The sequence below is a fragment of the Sandarakinorhabdus sp. genome (assembly GCF_040398645.1).
GTDB lineage: Bacteria > Pseudomonadota > Alphaproteobacteria > Sphingomonadales > Sphingomonadaceae > Sandarakinorhabdus.
Map to the genome: position 1 here is coordinate 4,217 of NZ_JBBATR010000033.1, position 20,722 is coordinate 24,938.

Here is a 20,722-nt window from a genome sequence, read left to right on the forward strand (position 1 = left end):
GGCGCGGCCCGGCGCTGGTATGCCAGCGAGATGACCAAAATCGGCGCGGGCTGCGGCGGCTGCATCACCGTATCGACGCTGGAGCGGGTGTTCACCAACGATCGCGCGCCAAAGGGCGTCAATATTATCAATGTGTTGGGCGTGCAGGCCGGGCGGGACCCAAATCGCGTGGTGATCGTGCAAGGCCATATCGACAGCCGGGTTTCGGACCCGATGAACGCCAGCAGTGATGCGCCGGGGGCCAATGATGACGCATCAGGCGTGGCGCTGGTGATCGAGGCGGCGCGCTTGTTATCAAAGCAGAAATTCGATGCCACCATCATCTACGCCGCCCTGTCGGGCGAGGAACAGGGCCTGATGGGCGGCACGCTATTGGCCGAAACCGCCAGGGACCGCGGCTGGCTGGTCAGCGCGGTGCTCAACAACGATATCGTCGGCAACACCGTCGGCCAGAACGGCGCCCGGGTGGCGGACCGGGTGCGGGTGTTTTCCGAAGGCATCCGCTTTTCCGAAGGCACGCCGGAACAGCAATTGCGCCGCGGCAATGGCGGCGAAGATGACGGCCCCAGCCGCGCGCTGGCCAAGGCAATCGACCATGCCGCACAAGGACTTAAGGGCGGTCTTGACGTGTTCGTCGATCGCCGGCCGGATCGGTTCGGGCGCGGCGGCGATCATGAGCCGTTCCTGCGGCTGGGCTTTCCGGCAGTGCGTTTTTCAGTTGGCATCGAAAATTACAACCAGCAGCACCAGGATCTGCGCACCGCCGGCGGCATCGTGTATGGCGACACCGCCGACAAGATGGATTTCCCCTATCTGGCCAAGGTGACCGCCATCAACGTCGCGGCGATCAAGCGCCTGGCCGCCGCCCCGCCGGCGCCGGCCGAAGTCGCCCTGCAAGGCGCCGTGGGCAGCGATACCAAGGTCAGCTGGACCGCCGTGGCCGGCGCCGCCGCCTACCGTGTGCACTGGCGCCGCAACGACGCGCAGGATTGGACCCAGCACCGCGACGTGCCGGTGATGGCCACCGAAACCGTGCTGAAGGACATGATCGTCGATGACATGTTTGTCGGCGTATCGGCGCTGGCCGCCGATGGCAGCGAAAGCATCGTCACCTTCGGCGGAAGGGCCCTGCGGCGGACACAATAGCCGCCAGGGCGCTATCAAGTGCAGATGGAGGCCCGACCGGGAATCGAACCCGGGTGCACGGATTTGCAGTCCGTTACGTCACCACTCCGCCATCGGGCCTCGCTGCGGACGCGCGGCTTAGCAAGCCGCGCCATGATCGGCAATGGTGTTTAGGCCGCAGCGGTTCGGTTGCCAGGCGCCGCACGGCCATCTCGGGCAATTTCAGCATTGCACCGCGCGCCGCCACAGGGCAAAGCCACCGCCATGACCAGCCCCGCCATCCTGCGCCAGACAATGGTTGATACGCAGCTCAAGACGGTTGGCGTCACCGATGCCGCCGTGCTGGCAGCGTTTGCGCACGTGCCGCGCGAAGCCTTTTTGCCGGCAAAACTGGCTGGCCTCGCCTATGCCGATGCTGCGCACGAAGTGGCACGCGGCCGCCATTTGCTGGCGCCGCTGGCACTGGCGCTGCTGCTGCAACATGCGCAGGTGCAGCCCGGCCAGCGCGTATTGGTGGTGGGCAGCGCCACCGGCTATTCGGCGGCCATTCTCAGCCACATGGGCGCCCAGGTCACGGCACTGGAATCCGATGCCGGGCTGGCTGCAATCGCGCTGGCCGCCGTCGTTACCAGTGTGATCGGCCCGCTCACGGCCGGCTGGCCCAGCGCCGCGCCCTATGATCTCATCCTGTTTGAAGGCAGCATCGAAACCGTGCCTTCGGCTATCGCCGCGCAGCTGGCAGCGGCGGGCCGCATCGCCGCTGTGGTGCGCCAGGCCGGGGTTGGCCGCGGCTATGCCGGCGCGTTGACGGCTACCGGCAATCTTGCCGGCCTGCCGTTCATCGAAATGGCCGCGCCGCCGCTACCCGGCTTTGCCCGCGCCAGCGAATTCGCCTTTTGATCGTCCGCGCGGCACTGGCGGTTTTTCCAGCAGCTGTTAGTCTTGTCCGCCGATGAACGAGCAGCCTGCCTCCATTGATGCCATTCTTGCCTCCATCCGCGCCCGGGTTACGGGCAGCGAGGCGGCACCCGAACCGGTGCAACCGCCACCAGAACCGGATATTATGCCACTGGCGGCCATCACGCTGCCACCAGATGTCACCGCCATGACACTGGATACGCTGATCCGGCAGATGCTCGGCCCGCATATCAAGGCCTGGCTGGACGCGCACATGCCGGAAATCGTCGAGAAAATCGCCCGCGAGGAAATCCGCCGGATGACGGGCAAACTCTAACGCCGGGACCTAGCGTAGGGGCCCGCCAGCGGCTATCGCCTTGGCGATGATCGACCGTATTTTTGACCCCGCCAGTTTTGAACAGACCATTTATGCCCGGTGGGAGCGCGAAGGCGCGTTCCGCCCGGCCCGGCCCGATGCCAAGCCGTTCACCATCGTCATCCCGCCGCCCAACGTCACCGGCAGCCTGCACATCGGCCACGCGCTCGACAACACGCTGCAGGATATTCTGATCCGCTGGCACCGGCTCAATGGCCGCGATGCGCGCTGGGTGGTGGGCACCGATCACGCCGGCATCGCCACGCAGATGGTGGTGGAACGCCGCCTGGCCGAAGCGCAGCAGCCTGGCCGCACCGCCATGGGCCGCGACGCGTTCGTGGCCAAGGTGTGGGAATGGAAGGAAGAAAGCGGCGGCACCATCACCGGCCAATTGCGCCGGCTGGGCGCCAGCTGCGATTGGGCCGGCGAGCGTTTCACCATGGACGAGGGCTTCAACAAGGCCGTGCTCAAGGTGTTCGTAACGCTGTACAATCAGGGCCTGCTCTACCGCGACAAGCGGCTGGTGAACTGGGACCCCAAGCTGAAAACCGCGATTTCCGATCTTGAGGTCGAAACCCGCGAAGTCGCCGGCACGTTCACCCATATCCGCTATCCGCTCGCCGATGGCGCGCTGCTGGACAGCGGCGCCGATCATATCATCGTGGCCACCACCCGCCCGGAAACCATGCTGGGCGATACCGCCGTGGCCGTGAACGCCGATGATCCGCGCTACGCCTCCGTCATCGGCAAGCATGTTCTGCTACCAATTACCGGCCGCCGCATTCCCATCATTGCCGACGAACATGCCGATCCGGAACTTGGCAGCGGCGCGGTGAAGATCACGCCGGCGCATGATTTCAACGATTGGGCGGTGTATGAGCGCAACAAGGCGATTGGTTACATCAATATTCTCGATGCCGAAGCCAGCATCTGCGCGGCAGATGGCGTGCCCGCAGCCTATGTCGGCCTGACCCGCGAAGACGCGCGCAAGCGGGTGGTCGCCGATCTCGAAGCCGCCGGCCTGATCGAGCGCATCGAGCAAAAGACCATCCAGATGCCCTATGGTGATCGTTCGGGCGTGGTGATCGAGCCGTGGCTGACCGACCAATGGTATGTGAACGCCGCCGAACTCGCCAAGGATGCCATCGCCGCCGTGCAGGATGGCCGCACGCAGTTCGTGCCCAAGACTTGGGAAAAAACCTATTTCAACTGGATGGAGAATATCCAGCCGTGGTGCGTCAGCCGGCAATTGTGGTGGGGGCACCGGATTCCGGCGTGGCAAGGGCCGTCAATGACACTCCTTGAGTTTGGGGTGCCTTTTGACGACCGCAAACAGAGTGATCCGCCTATCTTTGTTGCGGAAACAGAAGAAGATGCCTTGAAGCAGGCCAAAGCCTTTTATCAAGCTAATCTAGAACAAAAGTTCGAAATTGCGGTCTCGGTTGATCCAGTTAATCCTTACACTTTGAGGGATAAAAAGTTAGAAATCGGACTCGCCCGTGACGAGGATGTGCTCGACACTTGGTTTTCCTCCGCCCTGTGGCCGTTCGGCACCCTCGGCTGGCCGGAGCAAACGACCGATCTCGCCCGCCACTACCCCGGCGATGTGCTGGTCACCGGCTTTGACATCATCTTCTTCTGGGTGGCCCGCATGATGATGCAGGGCCTGCACTTCATGGGCCCGGAGCGGAGCGACCCCAAAGATCGCGTGCCCTTTCACACCGTCTATTGCCACGGCCTGGTGCGCGACGCCAAGGGCCAGAAGATGAGCAAAACCAAGGGCAACACCGTCGATCCGCTCATCCTAATCGACAAATATGGCGCCGATGCGCTGCGCTTCACGCTTACCGCCATGGAAACCCAGGGCCGCGATATCAAGCTGAGCGAATCCCGCATCGAAGGCTATCGCAACTTCGCCACCAAGCTGTGGAACGCCGCGCGCTTCACCCAGATGAACGGTATTGCCGGCAGCACGTCGCCGCTGCCGCCCGCCGCCGCGCAGCCGGTCAACCGCTGGATCATCGGCGAGATCAAGACCACGGCGCGCGCGCTGGAACAGGCCATCGCCGATCTGCGCTTCGATGCCTATGCCGATGCCATCTACCGGCTGGTGTGGAGCCGGTTTTGCGACTGGTATCTGGAACTCATCAAGCCGCTGTTCGCCGAAGGCGCTGATGAAGCCGTCGCCGCCGAAACCCGCGCTGTCGCCGGCTGGGCGCTCGATCAGATCTTGGTGATGCTGCACCCGGTGATGCCGTTCCTCACCGAGGAATTGTGGCACCAACTTGCCATCCGCGATGATCTCATTCTGGCGGCATGGGTGGCCACCGACGCCCTGCCCGAAGACGCCGCCGCCAGCGCCGATATCGACTGGCTGATCGGGCTTATCTCCGAAATCCGTTCGGCGCGCACCGAAGTCAACGTGCCGCCCTCGGCGCGGCTGGCGTTCGCCGTCGAAGGCGCGTCCCCGCAAACCGCCGCGCGCCTCGCCGCCAACGCCCCCGCGCTGGAACGGCTGGCCCGCATCGCGCCCGGAGAAACTGCCGCCGGTGGCCGGCTGCAACTCGTCCACCATGAAGCCACCTTCCTGATCCCCCTCGGCGACGTCATCGATCTCGCCGCCGAACGCACCCGCCTCGACAAGGCCCTCGCCGCCGCCATCAAGGAACGCGACGCCCTCGCCGGCCGCCTCAGCAACCCCGGCTTCACCGAAAAAGCCAAACCCGAAGCGGTGGAAAAAGCCCGCGAAGACCATGATGCCCGCAGCGCCGAAGCGCAGCGGCTGGCGGCGGCGTTGGGCCGGCTCGGGTAGACTGCTGCCTCCCGCGGACAGCGGTCACCCCTGCCCGCGGGAGACCCTGCCTTTTTCCAACCGAGTCCCCGACCGCCGCTTTGTTGCATCCAATCGGCTGGCCAGTTGTGCAAGTGCACGGCGCGTGGCAAGTATGATCATATGATCCCCCACACACTTTCTCTTGCCGATGCGGCGTGGCGGGTGTTTCCCCGGGTGTTTCTGTTCGACGGTGGCCGTTATCTGATCGCAGCACTGGCGATGACTGCGATCGTTGCTGCGGTCTTGCGCTCGCCGTGGCAGGTTCGCCGTTTGCAATCACGGTCTGCCACTGCGGCTGATCGCCGGCGCGAATGGGCGGCATCGCTGCGCAGCGTACTGGTTTATGCGCTGGTGGCGACGCCGGCGGTCTGGTTGAAGGCCAATGGCTTTGCCGCGGGATTTTATCAGGGCCAGCCCGCAGTGGCCGAAACCCTGGCGTATGTCGGCGTGTTGCTGGTTGCCCACGATAGCTGGTTTTACTGGATGCACCGCATGGTTCACCATCGCCGGTTGTTCCGCCATGTGCATCTGTTGCACCACAAGTCGGTCACGCCAACGCCGTTTGCGGCCTATTCGTTCAATGCGCTGGAAGCGGTGCTGGAAGCATTGTTCGTTGCGCTGTGGGTGATCCTGGTGCCGACACCGTTCATTGCCATGTTCGCATTTCTTGGCATCATGATCCTGCGCAATGTCATGGGGCACGCCGGGGTTGAACTGATGCCTAGCGGTTTTGCCGATCACTGGTTCTGGGGGCTGTTTGCCACGACCACGCACCATGATCTGCATCACAACGGCAGCTTCAATCACAATTTCGGGCTGTATTTCACCGTCTGGGACCGGTTGATGAGCACCGAGCACCCGCGTTATCGCCAAATCTTCCGTGAAGTGACCGAGCGTGAGCCGGCGCGAACGATCGAAACGCAATCAGCGCCTTTGCAGGGGCCGGCGTAAAAAAATTCCGGGGACACTATGCTTAACTGGCTAGAGTAAGCGCCAGGGTGTTGACCGGGCCGGGGGTGAACCCCGACAAGCGGGTGCAGGGGTCACCCCTGCCCGCCGGCGGCTCTATATTTCTTCACGCTCGCACCAAAGTCCCCGCCCCGCGCCGGGTGAAGATTTCGAGCAGCAGGGCGTGCGGGACGCGGCCATCGAGGATGACGGCGGCGTCGACGCCAGCCCCAACGGCAGCGACGCAGGTTTCCAGCTTGGGGATCATGCCGCCAGTGATGGTGCCATCGCTGATCAGCCCGGCGATACTGGCCGGCGTCAGATCGGTCATCAATGAACCGTCCTTGGCCAATACCCCCGCAACATCCGTCAGCAGGAACAATCGCGCGGCGTTCAGCGCGCCGGCGATGGCGCCGGCCATGGTATCGGCATTGATATTGTAGGTATGGCCATCGGTGCCCACCGCGACGGGCGCGATCACCGGCACGATGCCGGCGGCGACCAGCGTGTCGATGATGCTGCGGTCAACGTGCGCGGGCTCACCGACGAAGCCGAGATCGACGGCTTGTTCGATGGCGCTGCCGGGGTCCTTGATGGTGCGCTGTATCTTGGTGGCGGTGACCAGCCCGGCATCCTTGCCGCTGATACCCACGGCGCGGCCGCCGGCCTGGGCGATGTGGGCAACGATTTCCTTGTTGATACTGCCGGCCAGCACCATTTCCGCCACTTGCGCCGTGGCGGCATCGGTGACGCGCAGGCCATCGACAAAGCGGCTTTCGATGCCCAGCCGTTTCAAAAGATTGCCGATCTGCGGCCCGCCGCCGTGCACCACCACCGGATTGATGCCCACCGCTTTCAGCAGCACGATATCCTCGGCAAAATCGCGGGCGCGCTCGGCATCGCCCATGGCGTGGCCGCCATATTTCACCACGAAAATCTTGCCGGCATAGCGCTGCAGATAGGGCAGCGCCTCGATAAGCGTTTCGGTTTTGGCCAGCATGTCGGGGTGGGGGGCGTGGGCGCTCATGGTTTGCTCACCGGGTCGGCACGGGTTCTGGACCCGAATAATCATAGAAACCGCGCCCGGATTTGCGGCCCAGCCAGCCGGCCTCGACATATTTGACCAGCAGCGGCGCCGGGCGATATTTGGGATCGCCGGTGCCATCCTGCATCACCCGCATGATGCTGAGCAGCGTATCGAGCCCGACAAAATCGGCCAGCGTGAGCGGCCCCATCGGGTGATTGGCGCCCAGTTTCAGGCCGGTATCGATATCCACCACGCTGCCGACACCGTCACCCAGCGCAAAAATCGCTTCGTTCAGCATCGGGCACAGCACGCGGTTGACAATGAAGGCGGGCGCATCGCCGGCGAGGATCGCCGTTTTGCCCAGCTTGGCAGCAAAGCCCTGCATCGCGGCCGTGGTTTCGGCGGACGTGGCGAGGCCGGGGATGATTTCCACCAGCGCCATCAGCGGCACCGGATTGAAGAAATGCAGGCCGCAAAACCGATCCGCGCGGCCAGTGGCGGCGGCAAGACGTGTAATGGAGATGCTGCTGGTGTTGCTGGCCAGCAGCGCATCAGCCTTCAGCACATCGTTCAGGCCGGCAAAAATCTTGGCCTTGGTTGCCTCATTCTCGGTCGCAGCTTCGATCACCAGATCGGCGGCGGCGAAATCAGCCACATCAGTGCTGAGCGCAATGCGGGCCAGCGCGGCATCGGCATCGGCCTGCGCCAGCACGCCCTTGCTCACCTGCCGCGCCATGTTCTTGGCAATGGTGGCCTTGGCCGCCTCGCAGCGCGCCATCGCCACATCCGACAGGATCACATCATAACCGGCCTGCGCCGAAACATGCGCGATGCCATTGCCCATGAGGCCGGCCCCGATGACTCCGATTGTTTGCATGTTTCGCTCCCTGGTTGTGGGAGACGCCTTAGCCGCTGTCGCGGCTCCGGCAAATGCCGAAGCCGCGAAAAATTCAGGCGGCCAGCGCGGCAGCCCGGCGGCGGCGGCGCATGGCTGCGCCAACCAGGCCAAAGCCGGCAATCAGCATCGCCCAGCTCGACGGTTCCGGCACAGCGAAGGCTGCCTTGTCAAAGCTGGCGAAATCGGCGCCGGTGACAGCAAAGCTGTACAGCCGTGATGGCACCAGTGCCTGACCGGTCGGGCAGAGTGCGCCAAGAGCGACTTGGGTGAACGCCGCGGTGCCATCGGTGCACACATCAAACTGGATGCCATCGGCGTTTTGCGTGACCGAAAAATCATTGTCAGTGGCGAGCAACAGCGCAAACCCGCCGCCGGCCAGCAGCGGCCCGATGGCGAGGCCTTCCAGTTTTTCCGGCATGATTTCGCCGGCCGCAACAAGCGCGGCCTGCACATCGAGGAACAGCGTCTTGCTGACGGCTGTCACACCGCCAGGCAAGCCATTGCTGCCGGCCAGGCTGGTGCCTGACACGTCGGTGGCGCCGGCCAGATCGATCAGATACACACGCTTGGTGCCCGCCGGGCCATTGGGCGTGATCAGATTGTCCGGGCCCTGGCCGCGATTGTCGCGTTCGATAACCAGGAATTTGGTGCCGCCGACCCACGTGATTGACGACACGCCGATGCTGCGGCCCTGATTGGTGGCGCCGAACGCGTTTGCGGCTGGCAGCCGGGCATTGATGTCGGCGATGCTTTCGAGCCGGTAGATGAACTGGCCGGTGGATTGGCCGGTGGCGACATCGAACTGCACGATGCGCAGATTGCGGCTGCGGCGGCCATCATTGCTCCCGCCTTCGTTGACCAGTGGATCCTGCAATATGCCCCACGCCGTCTTGCCGTCACCCGAAACGGTCAAGCCTTCATAGCCGCGATTGTCCTGCCGGCCGTTCACGATCGTGGGGCGGCCGTTGGCGAAATCGGGATTGCCATTGCCGTCCCGCGGCAACACGTTGGCAGGCTGGGTGAAGGCCCGCACGAAGGTGCCATTCGGCTTGGTTTCATAGACGGACGGGCCATATTCGTCAGCCACCAGGAAATTGCCATTGGGCAGGCGGGCGATGCCTTCGGAATCCAGCGCCGGCCCAAGCACGCCAGCGCCGGCCGGTTGGCGGCTGGGGTTCAGCCCGCTGAACACCTGGCCATTGGTCTGGCGAAATTCGGTGGTGCCGATCACCTGAAAATTGCTGATGCCGCCATTGGCTGCGGTATCGACCCGAAAGGTTTCGATGCGCGGTGCCCAATCGATGGTGCCGCCGCCGGGGCCGCGATCGCTGATGCCATGAAACACCCCGAGCCGGCGATCATAGATCATGTCCGACCCAAAGCTGAGGCGGTTGAGATTGGGGCCGTTGCCCAGCGTTGACAGATCGGTGGCGCCGCCGGGGACGTCGATCTTGCCGACATAGGTGATGGCGGCAGACGCCGGAACGGCAACCAGCATGGCGGCCGCGAGAAGCAAAGTGCGCATGATACATTCCCCCAGATGTTAACCTGCGCAACGTTAACCATAGTAAATGGCAAACATGTTACAGTTCGAGGACGTTTTCATAACAAGGCTCGACCCCGCCGGCTGAAATGCGGCTGGCAACGCCAATTTGGACAATCACCCGGTTGGCTGTATGAGCAGGTGCGGGGGCATCAAACAGTGGCTGACATCGTTCAGGCCAAAGGAGCCCCTATCATGACCATTTTTGCCAATACCGCGGCCGTTTTGCTGGCCGGCGTCGCAGCGCTGACATTGTCGGCCTGTTCGGCCGAAACCAAGAAGGAAACCAACGAAGCCGCGCAATCGGCCGAGCAGGATACCGCCAACAATCTGGATGCTGCGGGCGATGCCACCGAGCGCGCTGCTGAAAAGACCGGCGATGCCATCGACAAGGCGGCTGGCGATGCCGGCGCAGCCATGGAGCGTGCCGGCAACAACGCCGAGGCGGCCATTGAGCGTGCCGGCGACAACGCCGACGCCGCCGCCGCACGGGCCAAGCAGAACACCGGCAAGGCACTGGAAGACGCCGGCAAGGACATGCAAAAACCCAGCTGAGCTGCCAATTGCGGCAATTGCCCGATCAATCTGGGCGGCCCGGTATATGCCGTGCCGCCCATTTTTTCAGGTGCGCCTGCCCCCCCCCCGCGCCTGCCCCCTGCACCTGCCCTGTGCCCTCACCAGAGCCAGAGCGTGCAACACGCTGCTGTCGGCCGGCAGGATGCGCTTTGCGGCAAAGTCGCTCACCATTGCCGGGCGCTGGGGCAGCCTGTATGGCCATGACCTATGTCGAACACGATCCTCGCGCTTATCAACATCTTCACGATGGTCACCCAATTGCTGATCTGGGGGCTGGTGGTGTGGGCGATCTCCAGCTGGCTGGTGGCGTTCAATATCGTCAATGTCAGCAATCCGGTGGTGCGCGCCATCCTGAACGGGCTTGATCGCATCTATGCCCCGATGGTGCGGCCGATCCGGCGCGTGTTGCCGGATTTCGGCGGCGTCGATCTGTCGCCGGCGGTGCTGTGGCTGGTGCTGGCCGGCTTGCAGCAACTGGTGCCGGCGCTGGTGTTGGACACCGGATTGCTGCTGAAGTGACGGCGTTGGTGATCGACGGCAAGGCGCGGGCAGCAGCCTTGCGCGGCGACGTGGCGCTGGGCGTCATGCAGTTCGTTGCCGTGCACGGCCGGGCGCCAGGGCTGACCGTGGTGCTGGTGGGCGATGATGCCGCCAGCGCCGTGTATGTCGGCGCCAAGGGCAAGGCCACACGCGAAGTCGGCATGATCTCCAGCGAACATCGCCTGCCGGCCGCTACGGGCCAAGCCGATCTGCTGGCGCTGATTGCGCGGCTGAACGCCGATCCAGCGGTGGACGGCATCCTGGTGCAATTGCCGCTGCCGGCGCAGATCGATGCCGATACGGTGATTGCCGCCATCGATCCGGCCAAGGATGTCGATGGCTTTACACCCGTGAATGCCGGGCGGCTGGCGATCGGGCAGCCGGCTTTGGTGCCGTGCACGCCATCGGGCTGCCTGATCATGATCAACGACGCCTTGGGCAATATCAGCGGCGCCGAGGCGTTGGTGATCGGGCGCAGCTCGATCGTTGGCAAGCCGATGGCCGCGCTGCTGACGGCGCAGTCCGCCACCGTCACCATCGCGCACAGCCGCACCCGCGATCTGGCCGCCCATGTGGCGCGCGCCGATATCGTGGTGGCCGCGGTGGGTGTGCCGCATCTGGTGCAAGGCGCGTGGATCAAGCCGGGCGCCTGCGTGATCGATGTCGGCATGAACCGCATCGCGCTGCCGGACGGCAAGACCAGGCTGACCGGTGATGTTGATTTCGAAGGCGCGCTGGCCCGCGCGGGCTGGATCACGCCCGTGCCCGGCGGCGTTGGCCCGATGACCATCGCCTGCCTGCTGGCCAACACGCTGGCGGCGGCCAACGCCCACCACGGCAGTGCCGCCTGATGCTGGGCGATCCGCTGGTTCAGCTGTTCATTTCGGCGTTTGTCACCCTGTTTGTGGTGATCGATCCGCTGGGTTGCGTGCCGATTTTCTCCAGCCTCACCGCTGGCACTTCGCCGCGCCACCGCAGCCAGATGGCGGTGCGATCGAGCCTGATTGCGACCGGCGTGCTGGTGGCATTTGCACTGGGCGGGGAAGCCTTTCTGTCGGCGCTTGGCATCACCTTGCCCGCCTTCAAGGTGGCCGGCGGCATCATGGTGTTCATCATCGCCATCGACATGGTGTTCGAAAAACGCACCCAGCGCCGCGAAAACCGCGCCGAAGAGGTGAAATCATCGGCGGCAGCATCCGGCAAACCACTGGAAGCCGAAGATATCTCGGTGTTCCCAATGGCGATCCCGATGCTGGCCGGGCCGGGAGCGATTGCATCGGTGATGCTGCTGTCGGCGCGCACCGCCGGCGATGTCGCGGCCGAAGCCGTGGTGCTGGTGGCGCTGCTGGCCGTGCTGCTGCTCACCTTCCTGTCGCTGCTGGCGGCTGGGCCGATCATGAAGTTGATGGGCGCCAAATTCGAAGGCGCACTCACGCGCCTGCTGGGCGTGGTGCTGGCGGCGCTGGCGGCACAGTTCGTCATCGACGGGATCAAGCAGAGTTTCGGCCTGTAACGGAGAGTCCATCATGCCACACGCACTCATCATCGGCGCATCACGCGGCATCGGCCTGGGCCTGACCAGCGAGCTGATGGCGCGCGGCTGGCACGTGGTGGCCACCCACCGCACCGCCGCACCCGAACTTGCCGCCACCGGCGCCACCACCGCCGTGGTGGATATCGATGATACGGACAGCGTCGCGGCACTGGCCGCCGCCCACGCCGGCACGATGTTCGATCATGTGCTGATCAACGCCGGCATCATCGGCAACCGCACCGATACCGCCAGTACCGCCAGCCGCGATCTGGTGGCGCAATTGTTCTGGACCAACGCCATCGCCCCCATCCGCGCCGCGCGCCTGCTGCTGCCGCTGATCAAGGACGGCGGCAGCATCGGCTTCATGACCTCGGTGCTCGGCAGCGTCGGCGGCCGCAGCCACGGCTATGCCGAACTCTACAGCGCCTCCAAGGCAGCGCTCAACAGCCTGACCCGCGGCTTTGCCGTGCAGGACATCGGCAGCCGCAACATCGCCGTGCTCAATCTCCACCCCGGCTGGGTGAAAACCGACATGGGCGGCGACGGCGCCGATATCGATGTCACCACCAGCGTGAAGGGCTTGGCCGATGTGATCGAAAGCGCCAAACCGCCCGGCCAGCGCTATGTTGATTACAAGGGCGACACCATCGCCTGGTGAGGCCTACCGCCCGCAGTTTTGTTATTGGCGACGCGCTTAACGCCCGTCGCGCCGCCCCAGCAAGCGCAGCCGCAGCGCATTCAGCTTGATAAAGCCAGCGGCATCGCGCTGGTCATAGGCCCCGGCGTCATCCTCGAACGTCACGATGCCGGCCGAATAGAGCGAATTGGGCGATTTGCGGCCCACCACGCTGGCGCTGCCCTTGTACAGCTTCAGCCGCACGGTGCCGCTCACCTTGGTCTGGCTATGGTCGATCGCCGCCTGCAACATCTCGCGTTCCGGTGAGAACCAGAAGCCATTGTAGAGCAGCCCGGCATATTTGATCGCCAGTTCATCCTTCAGATGCGCCGCGCCGCGGTCCAGCGTGATCTGTTCGATACCGCGGTGCGCGATGTGCAAGATGGTGCCGCCCGGCGTTTCGTACATGCCGCGCGATTTCATGCCGACAAAGCGGTTTTCCACCAGATCGAGCCGGCCGATGCCGTGGCGCTTGCCCAGTTCGTTCAATTTCGCCAGCAGCGTCGCCGGTGACAGCCCCTCCCCATTCACCGCCACTGCGTCGCCGCGTTCAAAATCCACGGTGATATATTCCGGCGCGTCCGGCGCATCTTCGGGATGATCGGTGCGGCTGTAGACATAGTCCGGCACCTCCTCCCACGGATCTTCCAGCACCTTGCCCTCGCTGGAAGTGTGCAGCAGATTGGCATCTGTGCTGAACGGGCTTTCGCCGCGCTTGTCCTTGGCCACCGGGATCTGGTTGGCTTCGGCAAAGGCGATCAGCGCCTCGCGGCTGTTCAGCGACCATTCCCGCCACGGCGCGATGATGCGGATATCGGGGGCGAGCGCATAATAGCCCAGCTCGAACCGCACCTGGTCATTGCCCTTGCCGGTGGCCCCATGCGACACGGCATCGGCGCCGACCAGCTTGGCAATCTCGATCTGGCGCTTGGCAATCAGCGGCCGCGCGATCGACGTGCCGAGCAGATATTGGCCTTCATACAGGGCATTGGCGCGCATCATCGGGAACACATAATCGCTCACGAATTCCTCGCGCAGATCATCGATGAAGATGTTCTCCGGCTTGATGCCCAGCAGCAACGCCTTGGCCCGCGCCGGCTCCAGCTCTTCACCCTGGCCCAGATCGGCGGTGAAGGTGACCACCTCGCAGCCATATTCGGTCTGCAGCCACTTCAGGATGACCGACGTATCCAGCCCGCCCGAATAGGCCAGCACCACTTTCTTGATCGAATCAGCCATGGTCATTCCTTCATCTTGTCGTTGCGCGCCTATTTGCTAAGCTGCCGAAGCGCAAGCGGAGGACGCATGATGGCCGAAGCAGCAAAGACATTGCCCACCGATGCCGACGTCGGCGCCTTCCTCGCCGCAGTGGAGCCTGCACGCCGCCGCGAAGAAGCCCAGGCCATCGCCGCGCTGCTGGAACAAATCGCCGGCTGCCCACCCGTGCTGTGGGGCACCAGCATCATCGGCTACGGCCAATACAGCTACACCTACAAATCCGGCCGCACCGGCATCTGGCCCCGCCTCGGCTTCTCCCCACGCAAGGCCCAGCACGTCCTCTATCTGATCGACGGCTTCGACGGCCAGGCCGACCTGCTGGCGCAGCTGGGCAAGGCGGCGACCGGCGTGTCGTGCCTCTATGTGAAGAAACTGGCCGATATCGATATGGCCGTGCTGGCCGAAATGGCGCGGCGGTCGTGGGCGATGATGGCGGAACGCTATCCGGCGTGAACGGCCGCGCCCGTCATGAAACCTGCGTGGCGGTGCCTGCTACCACATACCAGGTCACGAACAGCCCGCACAGCAACCCGCCCGGCACGGCGCTGCCTGTGCGTGCCCACGCAAAGGTGCCAATGGCGGCAATGATGGCGAGCAAGGGCACGAATTGAATCGCGATAACGCTGGTCAACGGATCGAACGCCGTCGGCAACTGGCCTGTTGCGAAAAACACGCCGTAATCGACCAGCAGCAGCAAGATAAATCCCCCCGCGAGCGCCAGCTTGGCGCTGCCATAGCGCAGCAGCCAGCCATCGCCCGCCACCGCCAGCCGGGCCAGCGCACCCAGCGTCACCACCTGCGCAAAGCTGATCGGGATCAGATAGACCAACGCGATGCGAAACTGATCAAGGCTGAGCGGTTTCAGCGCCAGCACCCAGAACCGGAAATCCACCGTGAACCACGCCGCCATCGCCGCCAGCACGCCATAGCCGATGCCAATCGTCGCCAACGCCAGCAGCGCGGACCGCAGCCAATGCGGCGCGAGGCGCTGAGTGGCCCGCCGCAGCAGCAAGGTGATGCCGGCACTCAGCAGCGCCCACAGCGTCACCTGGGTGGTGACGGTTTGCGGCAGCAACGCCGACGGCGGCAGCGCCAGCGTGACGAGGATAAAGGCAGGGAAGAAAATCAGCGCCGGCACCAACGCGGTCAGCGCGAACTGCCGCCACCAGCCTTTATCGCGGTTGGGGCTGGCGGCGGGCGGCTTTCGGCGCAGCGGCGCGAAGACCGGCAGCGCCAGCAGCACATCGAAACTGCCGACAAGCATGGCGAAGAAGCCGACGAGTGCGAACCCGGTGGCGATTTCCTTGCCGAACCAGATCTGGTCACCCGGCGGCAGCGGCGTGCCGCCCGCCAGCGTCTGGCCAAACCAGTCCAGCGCGTCGCCGATCGCGGCATGGCTGATATGGTCGCCGGGGTGGGTGGTGACGGGCTGTGTCAGGCGCCGTGCAGTGCCATCGGCGATGCTGCCGTAAATTTGGCCGGGAACGATGGACTTGGCGCCGAACACCGCCTGCAATTTGACGCTGCTCGCCACATCCTGGGCACGGTCGACATCCCACATGATTTTGGAAAATTCGTCATAGCGGCTGAACACCAGCGCCAGGTTGCGCGGCCACACCGGCGTGCCATCGGCAGCGAACGGCTTTCCGGTTGAGGAGCCTTCCAATACCATGGCGCGGTAGCCATCGGGCATGGCCGCGGCAGCGGCAAGCACCGTCCAGCCGCCCATGCTATGCCCTTCCAGGCCAATATTCGCCTTGTCCACCATCGGCAGGCCGCGCAGATACGCCAGCCCAGCCGGACCACCAAAGCCTTCCGAAAACGCCGCGCCGCCCGAATAGCCGTGGCCGGTCTGGTCCAGCGCCAGCACGACATAGCCGCGCCGGGCAAATTCGATGGCAAAGCCGTCCTGCGTCTCGCGGCTGTTGATATAGCCATGCACGGCAAGAATGCCCGGCGCCGGGCTCGCCGCCGTGGCACCCGGCGGCACATAAAGCAGCGCGCTCATCACTGTGCCGGCCGGCGACCGGAAGCGGATATCCTGGACAGTGATGCCAGCAGCGGTCTGGATGCGGCTCGCTTGCCACGAACCACCCAGCACCAGCGCCAGCCCAAACAAAAACAGCCACCAGCCTTTGCGGATCATCACATTCCCCCGTCCGGTGCAGCCATAGCCGCTGATTGGCGCTGCGTATCGATTATCAGGCTTGTTTCAGAATTATAGCGCACGGATTGGGGGGTGAATGCCTCGGAGCAGGCGCGACCGAGAGGTTCGGCTCCATTACCTACATGAAATATTCGTTGCTATGGAAACATACCTGACCAACAAATTTGGTTGAAAATGGTCGATGTCGGTGTGCCCGTGCTGGCCGAAATGGCGCGGCGGTTGTGGGCGATGAGGGCGGCGCGGTATCCGGCGTGAAGAAAAGGGCCCCTGGCATCAAGGGCCGCGAGCTCGGCAAGCATCGTTAAAGCGCAATCTTGGCTGCGAAGCTGGAATGGTGCCTGCCTGGAACCCGCTCACGCCCCTAAACGGGCCCTGCCTGCGCGCCGATTGACAGATGTCATGTTGGCACCATAAGCCACCTGGGGCTGCATGCTCCTGCCATGGGCCAAAGAGCGTTGATGCCGGGGATTTTGGCGCCCCGGCAAAATATACGAATGGATTTAGCGGTATGGCAAGTCGTAGATTGCAATGGATGGATTTCATACGTGGGATTTGCGTCCTTCTCGTGATTTTTGGTCACGCCGCTTATGTAACAGGAGATGTAGCGTCCCACACGTTCTTCGAAGGCTTTGCGATTTTCAACTTGTTTATGGATCCATTCCGCATTCCTTTACTGATGTTCCTATCAGGTATGCTTCTACACAAGTCTCTGGGAAAACCGACGCCGGATTACCTTTCGGGGAAATTCTACCTGATATTTTGGCCCTTTCTCGTTTGGAGCATTGCTATTTATGCTGCTGAAAATCGGCTCACCTTGGAAAATATTCTAAAAACGCCTATAAGTGCACCGTCCGTGCTTTGGTATCTTTGGTTTCTGTGCGCATTCTACATGATTGCGCTGGTGTTGATACGAAAGTCAGTTCCATTAATTCCCGTGGTTCTCGTTTGTGTCGTCTTGTCAGGGGTCCTGCCGGGTGTGTTGCGAATTGACCGATTTGCTTCGTTATTTGCATTCTTTCTAGGTGGGCATATTGTTTTGAGTCGCAATCTTGTTGGCCGGGTTACAGCACCGATAGCAATCGTTGGACTATGTGCAGCAATATTGGGTGGTATGATTAGTGTATTTGGTCACCCAATAAAATATGATCCACTATATATTTGGGTACCTGCAGGTTTGATCGCTTTCGTTCTGTGGGCCTCAATGTTTTTCAAAACTACGGCTGCATCAGCGCCATTCGAATGGGTTGGTCGCAATTCGATTGTGTTTTATGCTGCGCATTTTCCCGCACTCGTGATTTCAGCGCGATGGATTCCCTGGAACCCCGAATGGAGCGGAACCCTGTTTTACATCTTGCTGTTCCTGTGGGTCCTGGCGCTGGGGACAGCATTACAGCTTTTACGGGAACGTTTCCCTGCGGTTGAAGCCCTTTTTGATTTCAGACCTATTCTCAGGGTGGCAAAGGCTTGGCGAGCTTCCTCGAGGAATACCGGGGTATAGTGGCACGAATTGCTGACGCACCGCCCCGGAGTGCTTTCCGAGCAACCTGGATCAGCGGCACTGAGCAGATTTTGGTTCGGGGCAAGGCGCGAGGAGGGCGTGATGCATAAGCTTCGCAACTGGCGAGCGGTGCAACCCCACAGCAAAATCGCCCCGCCCCCAAGGGTCACGCAGTGGCGCGATGACGTTGATCCAACTTGGTCGCAAAGCGCTCAAACCACACGGTCATGGCCTCACGGGCGACCGAGTATCCATGTCCCGCCGCCCTGTTCAGCGCGGGTGTAGCCCCAGGTACCGACAAGCACACGGTTGGCAGCGGTCGGTCGGAGAATGCCTTTTCCAAAAAAACCATCGCCCCAGCGCCAATCATAATAGAGCGCGCCGTTCACGATGATGCCGTCGATACTGGCGTTGCCGGCGACGCCGCCCTTGCCAAAGCTGTAGCTGCCCTTCACGCTGTTCCCGGTGCGCGTCAGCTGCATTGTCGTGGGGAAAATCGTTCCGCCGGCGTGGAGCCAATTGCCGGTGTAATTGCCCGCGAATAGCTGCGTGGCACCAGCCGGCGCGGGCGCCGCAGGCAGCGGGCGTGCCGTACCGGATTGATGCACCGCGAGCTGATCAAAGCGCAGCGTCTGGCCGCGTTTGCGCATCACCTCTTGCACGCCCGGACGGTCAAGCAGGCCAGCAACTTCGAGGATTTTGGCGACGATCGTGTTTAGCGCAGCGGGCGACGTGCCCCCGAGCGTAAAGCTCTCGGCGTTGAGGGCAATTCCGGTGGCAAGCGCCCGCATACGCGCCGAATCAAGTGGATGCGTCGCGTATGATCGTGCTCGCAGGATGCTGTCTGGCTGGTTGAGGTGCGCCTGCATATAGAAGTAAACCGCCATGCCAGACGGCGGGTCCTTGATGCGGCGCATCAGTTCGAGGCCGAATGCGTCCGCCTGCACCTCGTCAGCCCGCGAGCGCGCGGGCGTGACGTCCACGCGGTGGCCGTAATAAAGATGGCCAAGCTCGTGACCGATGATGAAGACGATCGCTGTCGCGACAATTTTTTGGTAAAGGCTGTTGACGCGCGGATTGTCGAGCGCATTGGCGGGTATGCCGAGCGCTTCGAGCGGACGGTGGCGCTGGCCCGCCAGGCCGTCAGGGTAACGATGGCGGAGCACCAGCAGATAATCGGCAACCTTATCCTCACCTTTATAGCCCATTTCGTTGAGCCAAGCGGAGGCGATCGCGATGTCGGCAAACAAGCGCACCGATGAGATGGGGATAGTGATCGTGCCCCCACCCGTGCCTGCACTCGCGTAGAAGTTGACGGCCGAGCCGGCATTTTCGAGCGGGAAGGCGAGCGTGACTCGGCCGAGCCTCAGCTTTTCTGCGCTCGAAAGCTCGGGCCAGATCACCTCGCGAAAATTCTCTTCGATGCTGGCTGGCATCGTGCGTTGGGTTTCGAGAAGCCGTGCGCGCGGATAAAAGCCCGCCCATTGCGCAGCCGCTGGCGAAGGCGGGACCAGCAACGCCAGAAGCAACAGGCCGACACGCGCGCGCATCAGACTAACCCCCGATTTGGCCAAATGCCGCAATGGCCTCGGGCTTCACACCGGGCGGCGGTGGATCAATCGCGCCGCCGGTCACCCAATTGCGGAACACGGCAAACTCACCCCAATCATCAGCCCATACCGAAGCCATCAGCGCAAGTTTGCTGGCTACGATCGCCTTGTTGACATCATTGCGGCGCGACGGCGACACGTCCTCCGCCAAAATCGTGGACAGGCCATCAAGCTCGGCAACCGTGCCGCGCGCGGCATCGCGCAGAGCGGAGAGACGATTGGCATCGGCGGCCGGGCTGGCGTAGCGAAAGCCCGCTAGGCTCGCTTGTTCCGCCGTTTTGGTGGTCGCCGCCACTTGGGGAGCGGTGTCGAAACGCAGGCCGTGCACCAGCGAGACGATCAGGATTGCAGCGCCGAACAGCGAGAATAACACGCCGGGGCCAACACGCGAGAGGACAAGTCTGAAATCACCAGGCAGCTTGAGTTCGCCCGAACTGTCCTGCTGGGTCGGCAGATTGATAAAAAGCCGGTATCCCAGATAGATCGACATGCCGCCAATAAAGACGATGAGCAGTCGTTCGATAAACCGCAGCTCTAATATGTCCATTGCCGCTCCCCTGAGGAGAAGATTAGGGAAACAGTGTGATCTGTCAACAGGCTGGCGCAGTGTTGCCGGATCGAAGACAGCAACAGTTTCGGGATGTTTATGGCGAATCTGACCCAAGATCAGTGGTCGGTTGCCGAGAGGCTGTGGTCAGCCCGAATACAAGCGGGTTGGGTGTCGGAGGATATTGGCGGCGGCGGCCTGTTTTCTGGCTATCTCCCGCGTACTTGTCCACGCGGCCGGCGGCAGAGCCGCCGAGTCCGCTGGGTAGGTCGAGGAAAGGGAAGGAAAAGGCGCGGCGAAGCCGCGTCGTCGAACGGGTTCAGGCGGCGGTGGGCCGCCTGCCCCGCCGGCCGGGCGCTGCGCGGAGTCCGTGGCCGGGGCGGCCACGGCCCGCTTGGCCTTACTTCTGGCGGCGGATGAAATCCCTCAGATCATTCGACAATTTCAGCCGGTCAGCACCGCGCACATACATCATGTGGCCAGCATCATAGTAATGAAATTCGGTGCGGCCTTCGGGCCAGCCGGGGCGGTTCATGCTGTATTCGGCGAAGTGGAACGGCGTGGCGAAATCATACCAGCCCTGCCCCACCCACACCTTCACGCGGCTGTTTTCGCGCAAGGTGCGGGCGAGGCCGGGGGCGACGTTGAT

18 protein-coding genes, 1 tRNA gene and 3 pseudogenes are annotated in these 20,722 nt (G+C 63.1%); 12 read left to right on the forward strand and 10 right to left on the reverse strand.

The window, feature by feature from the left end:
* Positions 1–1,146: M20/M25/M40 family metallo-hydrolase (locus ABWP50_RS08890; protein ID WP_353217643.1), on the forward strand; the 1,146-nt coding region annotated here is incomplete at its 5' end.
* Positions 1,147–1,171: 25 nt separating this feature from the next.
* Here ABWP50_RS08890 and ABWP50_RS08895 read toward each other — a convergent pair.
* Positions 1,172–1,245 (reverse strand) — tRNA-Cys (locus tag ABWP50_RS08895).
* A gap of 144 nt (positions 1,246–1,389) precedes the next feature.
* Here ABWP50_RS08895 and ABWP50_RS08900 point away from each other — a divergent pair.
* From ABWP50_RS08900 to ABWP50_RS08915, 4 genes are all read left to right on the forward strand, one after another.
* Entirely contained in the window at positions 1,390–2,025 is a 636-nt protein-coding gene (locus ABWP50_RS08900) for a protein-L-isoaspartate O-methyltransferase family protein (protein WP_353217644.1), read from the forward strand.
* A gap of 52 nt (positions 2,026–2,077) precedes the next feature.
* Positions 2,078–2,359 (forward strand): DUF2497 domain-containing protein, encoded by a 282-nt coding sequence (locus ABWP50_RS08905; RefSeq protein ID WP_353217645.1) that lies wholly within the window; start codon positions 2,078–2,080, stop codon positions 2,357–2,359.
* A gap of 46 nt (positions 2,360–2,405) precedes the next feature.
* Positions 2,406–5,210, forward strand: coding sequence for a valine--tRNA ligase (locus tag ABWP50_RS08910; RefSeq protein ID WP_353217646.1), 2,805 nt, complete (start codon positions 2,406–2,408; stop codon positions 5,208–5,210).
* A 141-nt stretch (positions 5,211–5,351) separates the two neighbouring features.
* Positions 5,352–6,182, forward strand: a complete 831-nt coding sequence (locus ABWP50_RS08915) for a sterol desaturase family protein (protein WP_353217647.1) — start codon at positions 5,352–5,354, stop codon at positions 6,180–6,182.
* 124 nt (positions 6,183–6,306) lie between these two features.
* On the opposite strand, the gene argB is transcribed toward ABWP50_RS08915, so the two are convergent.
* The 4 genes and pseudogenes from argB to ABWP50_RS08930 form a co-directional block, all read right to left on the reverse strand.
* Entirely contained in the window at positions 6,307–7,206 is a 900-nt protein-coding gene (gene argB / locus ABWP50_RS08920; protein WP_353217648.1) for an acetylglutamate kinase, read from the reverse strand.
* A 7-nt stretch (positions 7,207–7,213) separates the two neighbouring features.
* Positions 7,214–8,083, reverse strand: coding sequence for a 3-hydroxybutyryl-CoA dehydrogenase (locus tag ABWP50_RS08925; protein WP_353217649.1), 870 nt, complete (start codon positions 8,081–8,083; stop codon positions 7,214–7,216).
* Positions 8,084–8,156: 73 nt separating this feature from the next.
* A pseudogene (locus ABWP50_RS13605) lies at positions 8,157–8,267 on the reverse strand (PEPxxWA-CTERM sorting domain-containing protein); the annotation flags it as partial.
* Between the two features lie 180 nt (positions 8,268–8,447).
* Positions 8,448–9,629 (reverse strand): annotated as a pseudogene (locus ABWP50_RS08930) (esterase-like activity of phytase family protein); the annotation flags it as partial.
* 213 nt (positions 9,630–9,842) lie between these two features.
* On the opposite strand from ABWP50_RS08930, the gene ABWP50_RS08935 reads away from it, so the two are divergent.
* The 5 genes from ABWP50_RS08935 to ABWP50_RS08955 all read left to right on the forward strand — a co-directional run bounded on the left by ABWP50_RS08935 (position 9,843) and on the right by ABWP50_RS08955 (position 12,955).
* The gene (locus ABWP50_RS08935; protein ID WP_353217651.1) at positions 9,843–10,202 is read left to right on the forward strand and encodes a hypothetical protein; all 360 of its coding nucleotides are present in this window, start codon (positions 9,843–9,845) and stop codon (positions 10,200–10,202) included.
* A gap of 228 nt (positions 10,203–10,430) precedes the next feature.
* On the forward strand, positions 10,431–10,742 hold the full coding sequence (locus ABWP50_RS08940) for a YggT family protein (RefSeq protein WP_353217652.1): 312 nt from the start codon (positions 10,431–10,433) through the stop codon (positions 10,740–10,742).
* Positions 10,739–11,614, forward strand: a complete 876-nt coding sequence (locus ABWP50_RS08945; protein ID WP_353217653.1) for a bifunctional 5,10-methylenetetrahydrofolate dehydrogenase/5,10-methenyltetrahydrofolate cyclohydrolase — start codon at positions 10,739–10,741, stop codon at positions 11,612–11,614. Before ABWP50_RS08940 ends, ABWP50_RS08945 begins: the two co-directional genes overlap by 4 nt.
* A 14-nt stretch (positions 11,615–11,628) precedes the next feature.
* Positions 11,629–12,276, forward strand: a complete 648-nt coding sequence (locus tag ABWP50_RS08950; protein WP_353217661.1) for a MarC family protein — start codon at positions 11,629–11,631, stop codon at positions 12,274–12,276.
* 13 nt (positions 12,277–12,289) lie between these two features.
* The gene (locus ABWP50_RS08955) at positions 12,290–12,955 is read left to right on the forward strand and encodes an SDR family NAD(P)-dependent oxidoreductase (RefSeq protein ID WP_353217654.1); all 666 of its coding nucleotides are present in this window, start codon (positions 12,290–12,292) and stop codon (positions 12,953–12,955) included.
* A 36-nt stretch (positions 12,956–12,991) separates the two neighbouring features.
* Here the strand turns inward: ABWP50_RS08955 and ABWP50_RS08960 are convergent, their stop codons facing one another.
* Positions 12,992–14,212: an argininosuccinate synthase gene (locus ABWP50_RS08960; protein ID WP_353217655.1), complete on the reverse strand. Its 1,221-nt coding sequence runs from the start codon at positions 14,210–14,212 to the stop codon at positions 12,992–12,994.
* A 66-nt stretch (positions 14,213–14,278) separates the two neighbouring features.
* Between ABWP50_RS08960 and ABWP50_RS08965 the strand changes: the two genes are divergently transcribed.
* Positions 14,279–14,704 carry a DUF1801 domain-containing protein gene (locus ABWP50_RS08965; protein WP_353217656.1) on the forward strand — a complete coding sequence of 142 codons (426 nt, stop codon included), beginning with the start codon at positions 14,279–14,281 and terminating at the stop codon, positions 14,702–14,704.
* A 13-nt stretch (positions 14,705–14,717) separates the two neighbouring features.
* Here ABWP50_RS08965 and ABWP50_RS08970 read toward each other — a convergent pair whose 3' ends face one another.
* Positions 14,718–16,397 (reverse strand): alpha/beta hydrolase family protein, encoded by a 1,680-nt coding sequence (locus tag ABWP50_RS08970; RefSeq protein WP_353217657.1) that lies wholly within the window; start codon positions 16,395–16,397, stop codon positions 14,718–14,720.
* Between the two features lie 529 nt (positions 16,398–16,926).
* Here ABWP50_RS08970 and ABWP50_RS08975 point away from each other — a divergent pair.
* Positions 16,927–17,916, forward strand: coding sequence for an acyltransferase family protein (locus ABWP50_RS08975; protein WP_353217658.1), 990 nt, complete (start codon positions 16,927–16,929; stop codon positions 17,914–17,916).
* A 233-nt stretch (positions 17,917–18,149) separates the two neighbouring features.
* Here the strand turns inward: ABWP50_RS08975 and ABWP50_RS08980 are convergent, their stop codons facing one another.
* From ABWP50_RS08980 to ABWP50_RS08990, 3 genes and pseudogenes are all read right to left on the reverse strand, one after another.
* Positions 18,150–19,466: a M48 family metalloprotease gene (locus tag ABWP50_RS08980; RefSeq protein WP_353217659.1), complete on the reverse strand. Its 1,317-nt coding sequence runs from the start codon at positions 19,464–19,466 to the stop codon at positions 18,150–18,152.
* 4 nt (positions 19,467–19,470) lie between these two features.
* Complete coding sequence (locus ABWP50_RS08985; protein WP_353217660.1) at positions 19,471–20,190, reverse strand: hypothetical protein; 720 nt, start codon at positions 20,188–20,190, stop codon at positions 19,471–19,473.
* A gap of 283 nt (positions 20,191–20,473) precedes the next feature.
* Positions 20,474–20,722, reverse strand: a pseudogene (locus ABWP50_RS08990) (peptidase S10); the annotation flags it as partial.

Coding starts and splice junctions, on each gene's coding strand:
- ABWP50_RS08960 (WP_353217655.1), bottom strand. CDS start 14,212: ATGGCTGATTCGATCAAGAAAGTGGTGCTGGCCTATTCGGGCGGGCTG.
- ABWP50_RS08975 (WP_353217658.1), top strand. CDS start 16,927: ATGGCAAGTCGTAGATTGCAATGGATGGATTTCATACGTGGGATTTGC.
- ABWP50_RS08905 (WP_353217645.1), top strand. CDS start 2,078: ATGAACGAGCAGCCTGCCTCCATTGATGCCATTCTTGCCTCCATCCGC.
- ABWP50_RS08980 (WP_353217659.1), bottom strand. CDS start 19,466: ATGCGCGCGCGTGTCGGCCTGTTGCTTCTGGCGTTGCTGGTCCCGCCT.
- ABWP50_RS08940 (WP_353217652.1), top strand. CDS start 10,431: ATGTCGAACACGATCCTCGCGCTTATCAACATCTTCACGATGGTCACC.
- argB (WP_353217648.1), bottom strand. CDS start 7,206: ATGAGCGCCCACGCCCCCCACCCCGACATGCTGGCCAAAACCGAAACG.
- ABWP50_RS08970 (WP_353217657.1), bottom strand. CDS start 16,397: ATGATCCGCAAAGGCTGGTGGCTGTTTTTGTTTGGGCTGGCGCTGGTG.
- ABWP50_RS08955 (WP_353217654.1), top strand. CDS start 12,290: ATGCCACACGCACTCATCATCGGCGCATCACGCGGCATCGGCCTGGGC.
- ABWP50_RS08915 (WP_353217647.1), top strand. CDS start 5,352: ATGATCCCCCACACACTTTCTCTTGCCGATGCGGCGTGGCGGGTGTTT.
- ABWP50_RS08910 (WP_353217646.1), top strand. CDS start 2,406: ATGATCGACCGTATTTTTGACCCCGCCAGTTTTGAACAGACCATTTAT.
- ABWP50_RS08965 (WP_353217656.1), top strand. CDS start 14,279: ATGATGGCCGAAGCAGCAAAGACATTGCCCACCGATGCCGACGTCGGC.
- ABWP50_RS08935 (WP_353217651.1), top strand. CDS start 9,843: ATGACCATTTTTGCCAATACCGCGGCCGTTTTGCTGGCCGGCGTCGCA.
- ABWP50_RS08900 (WP_353217644.1), top strand. CDS start 1,390: ATGACCAGCCCCGCCATCCTGCGCCAGACAATGGTTGATACGCAGCTC.
- ABWP50_RS08925 (WP_353217649.1), bottom strand. CDS start 8,083: ATGCAAACAATCGGAGTCATCGGGGCCGGCCTCATGGGCAATGGCATC.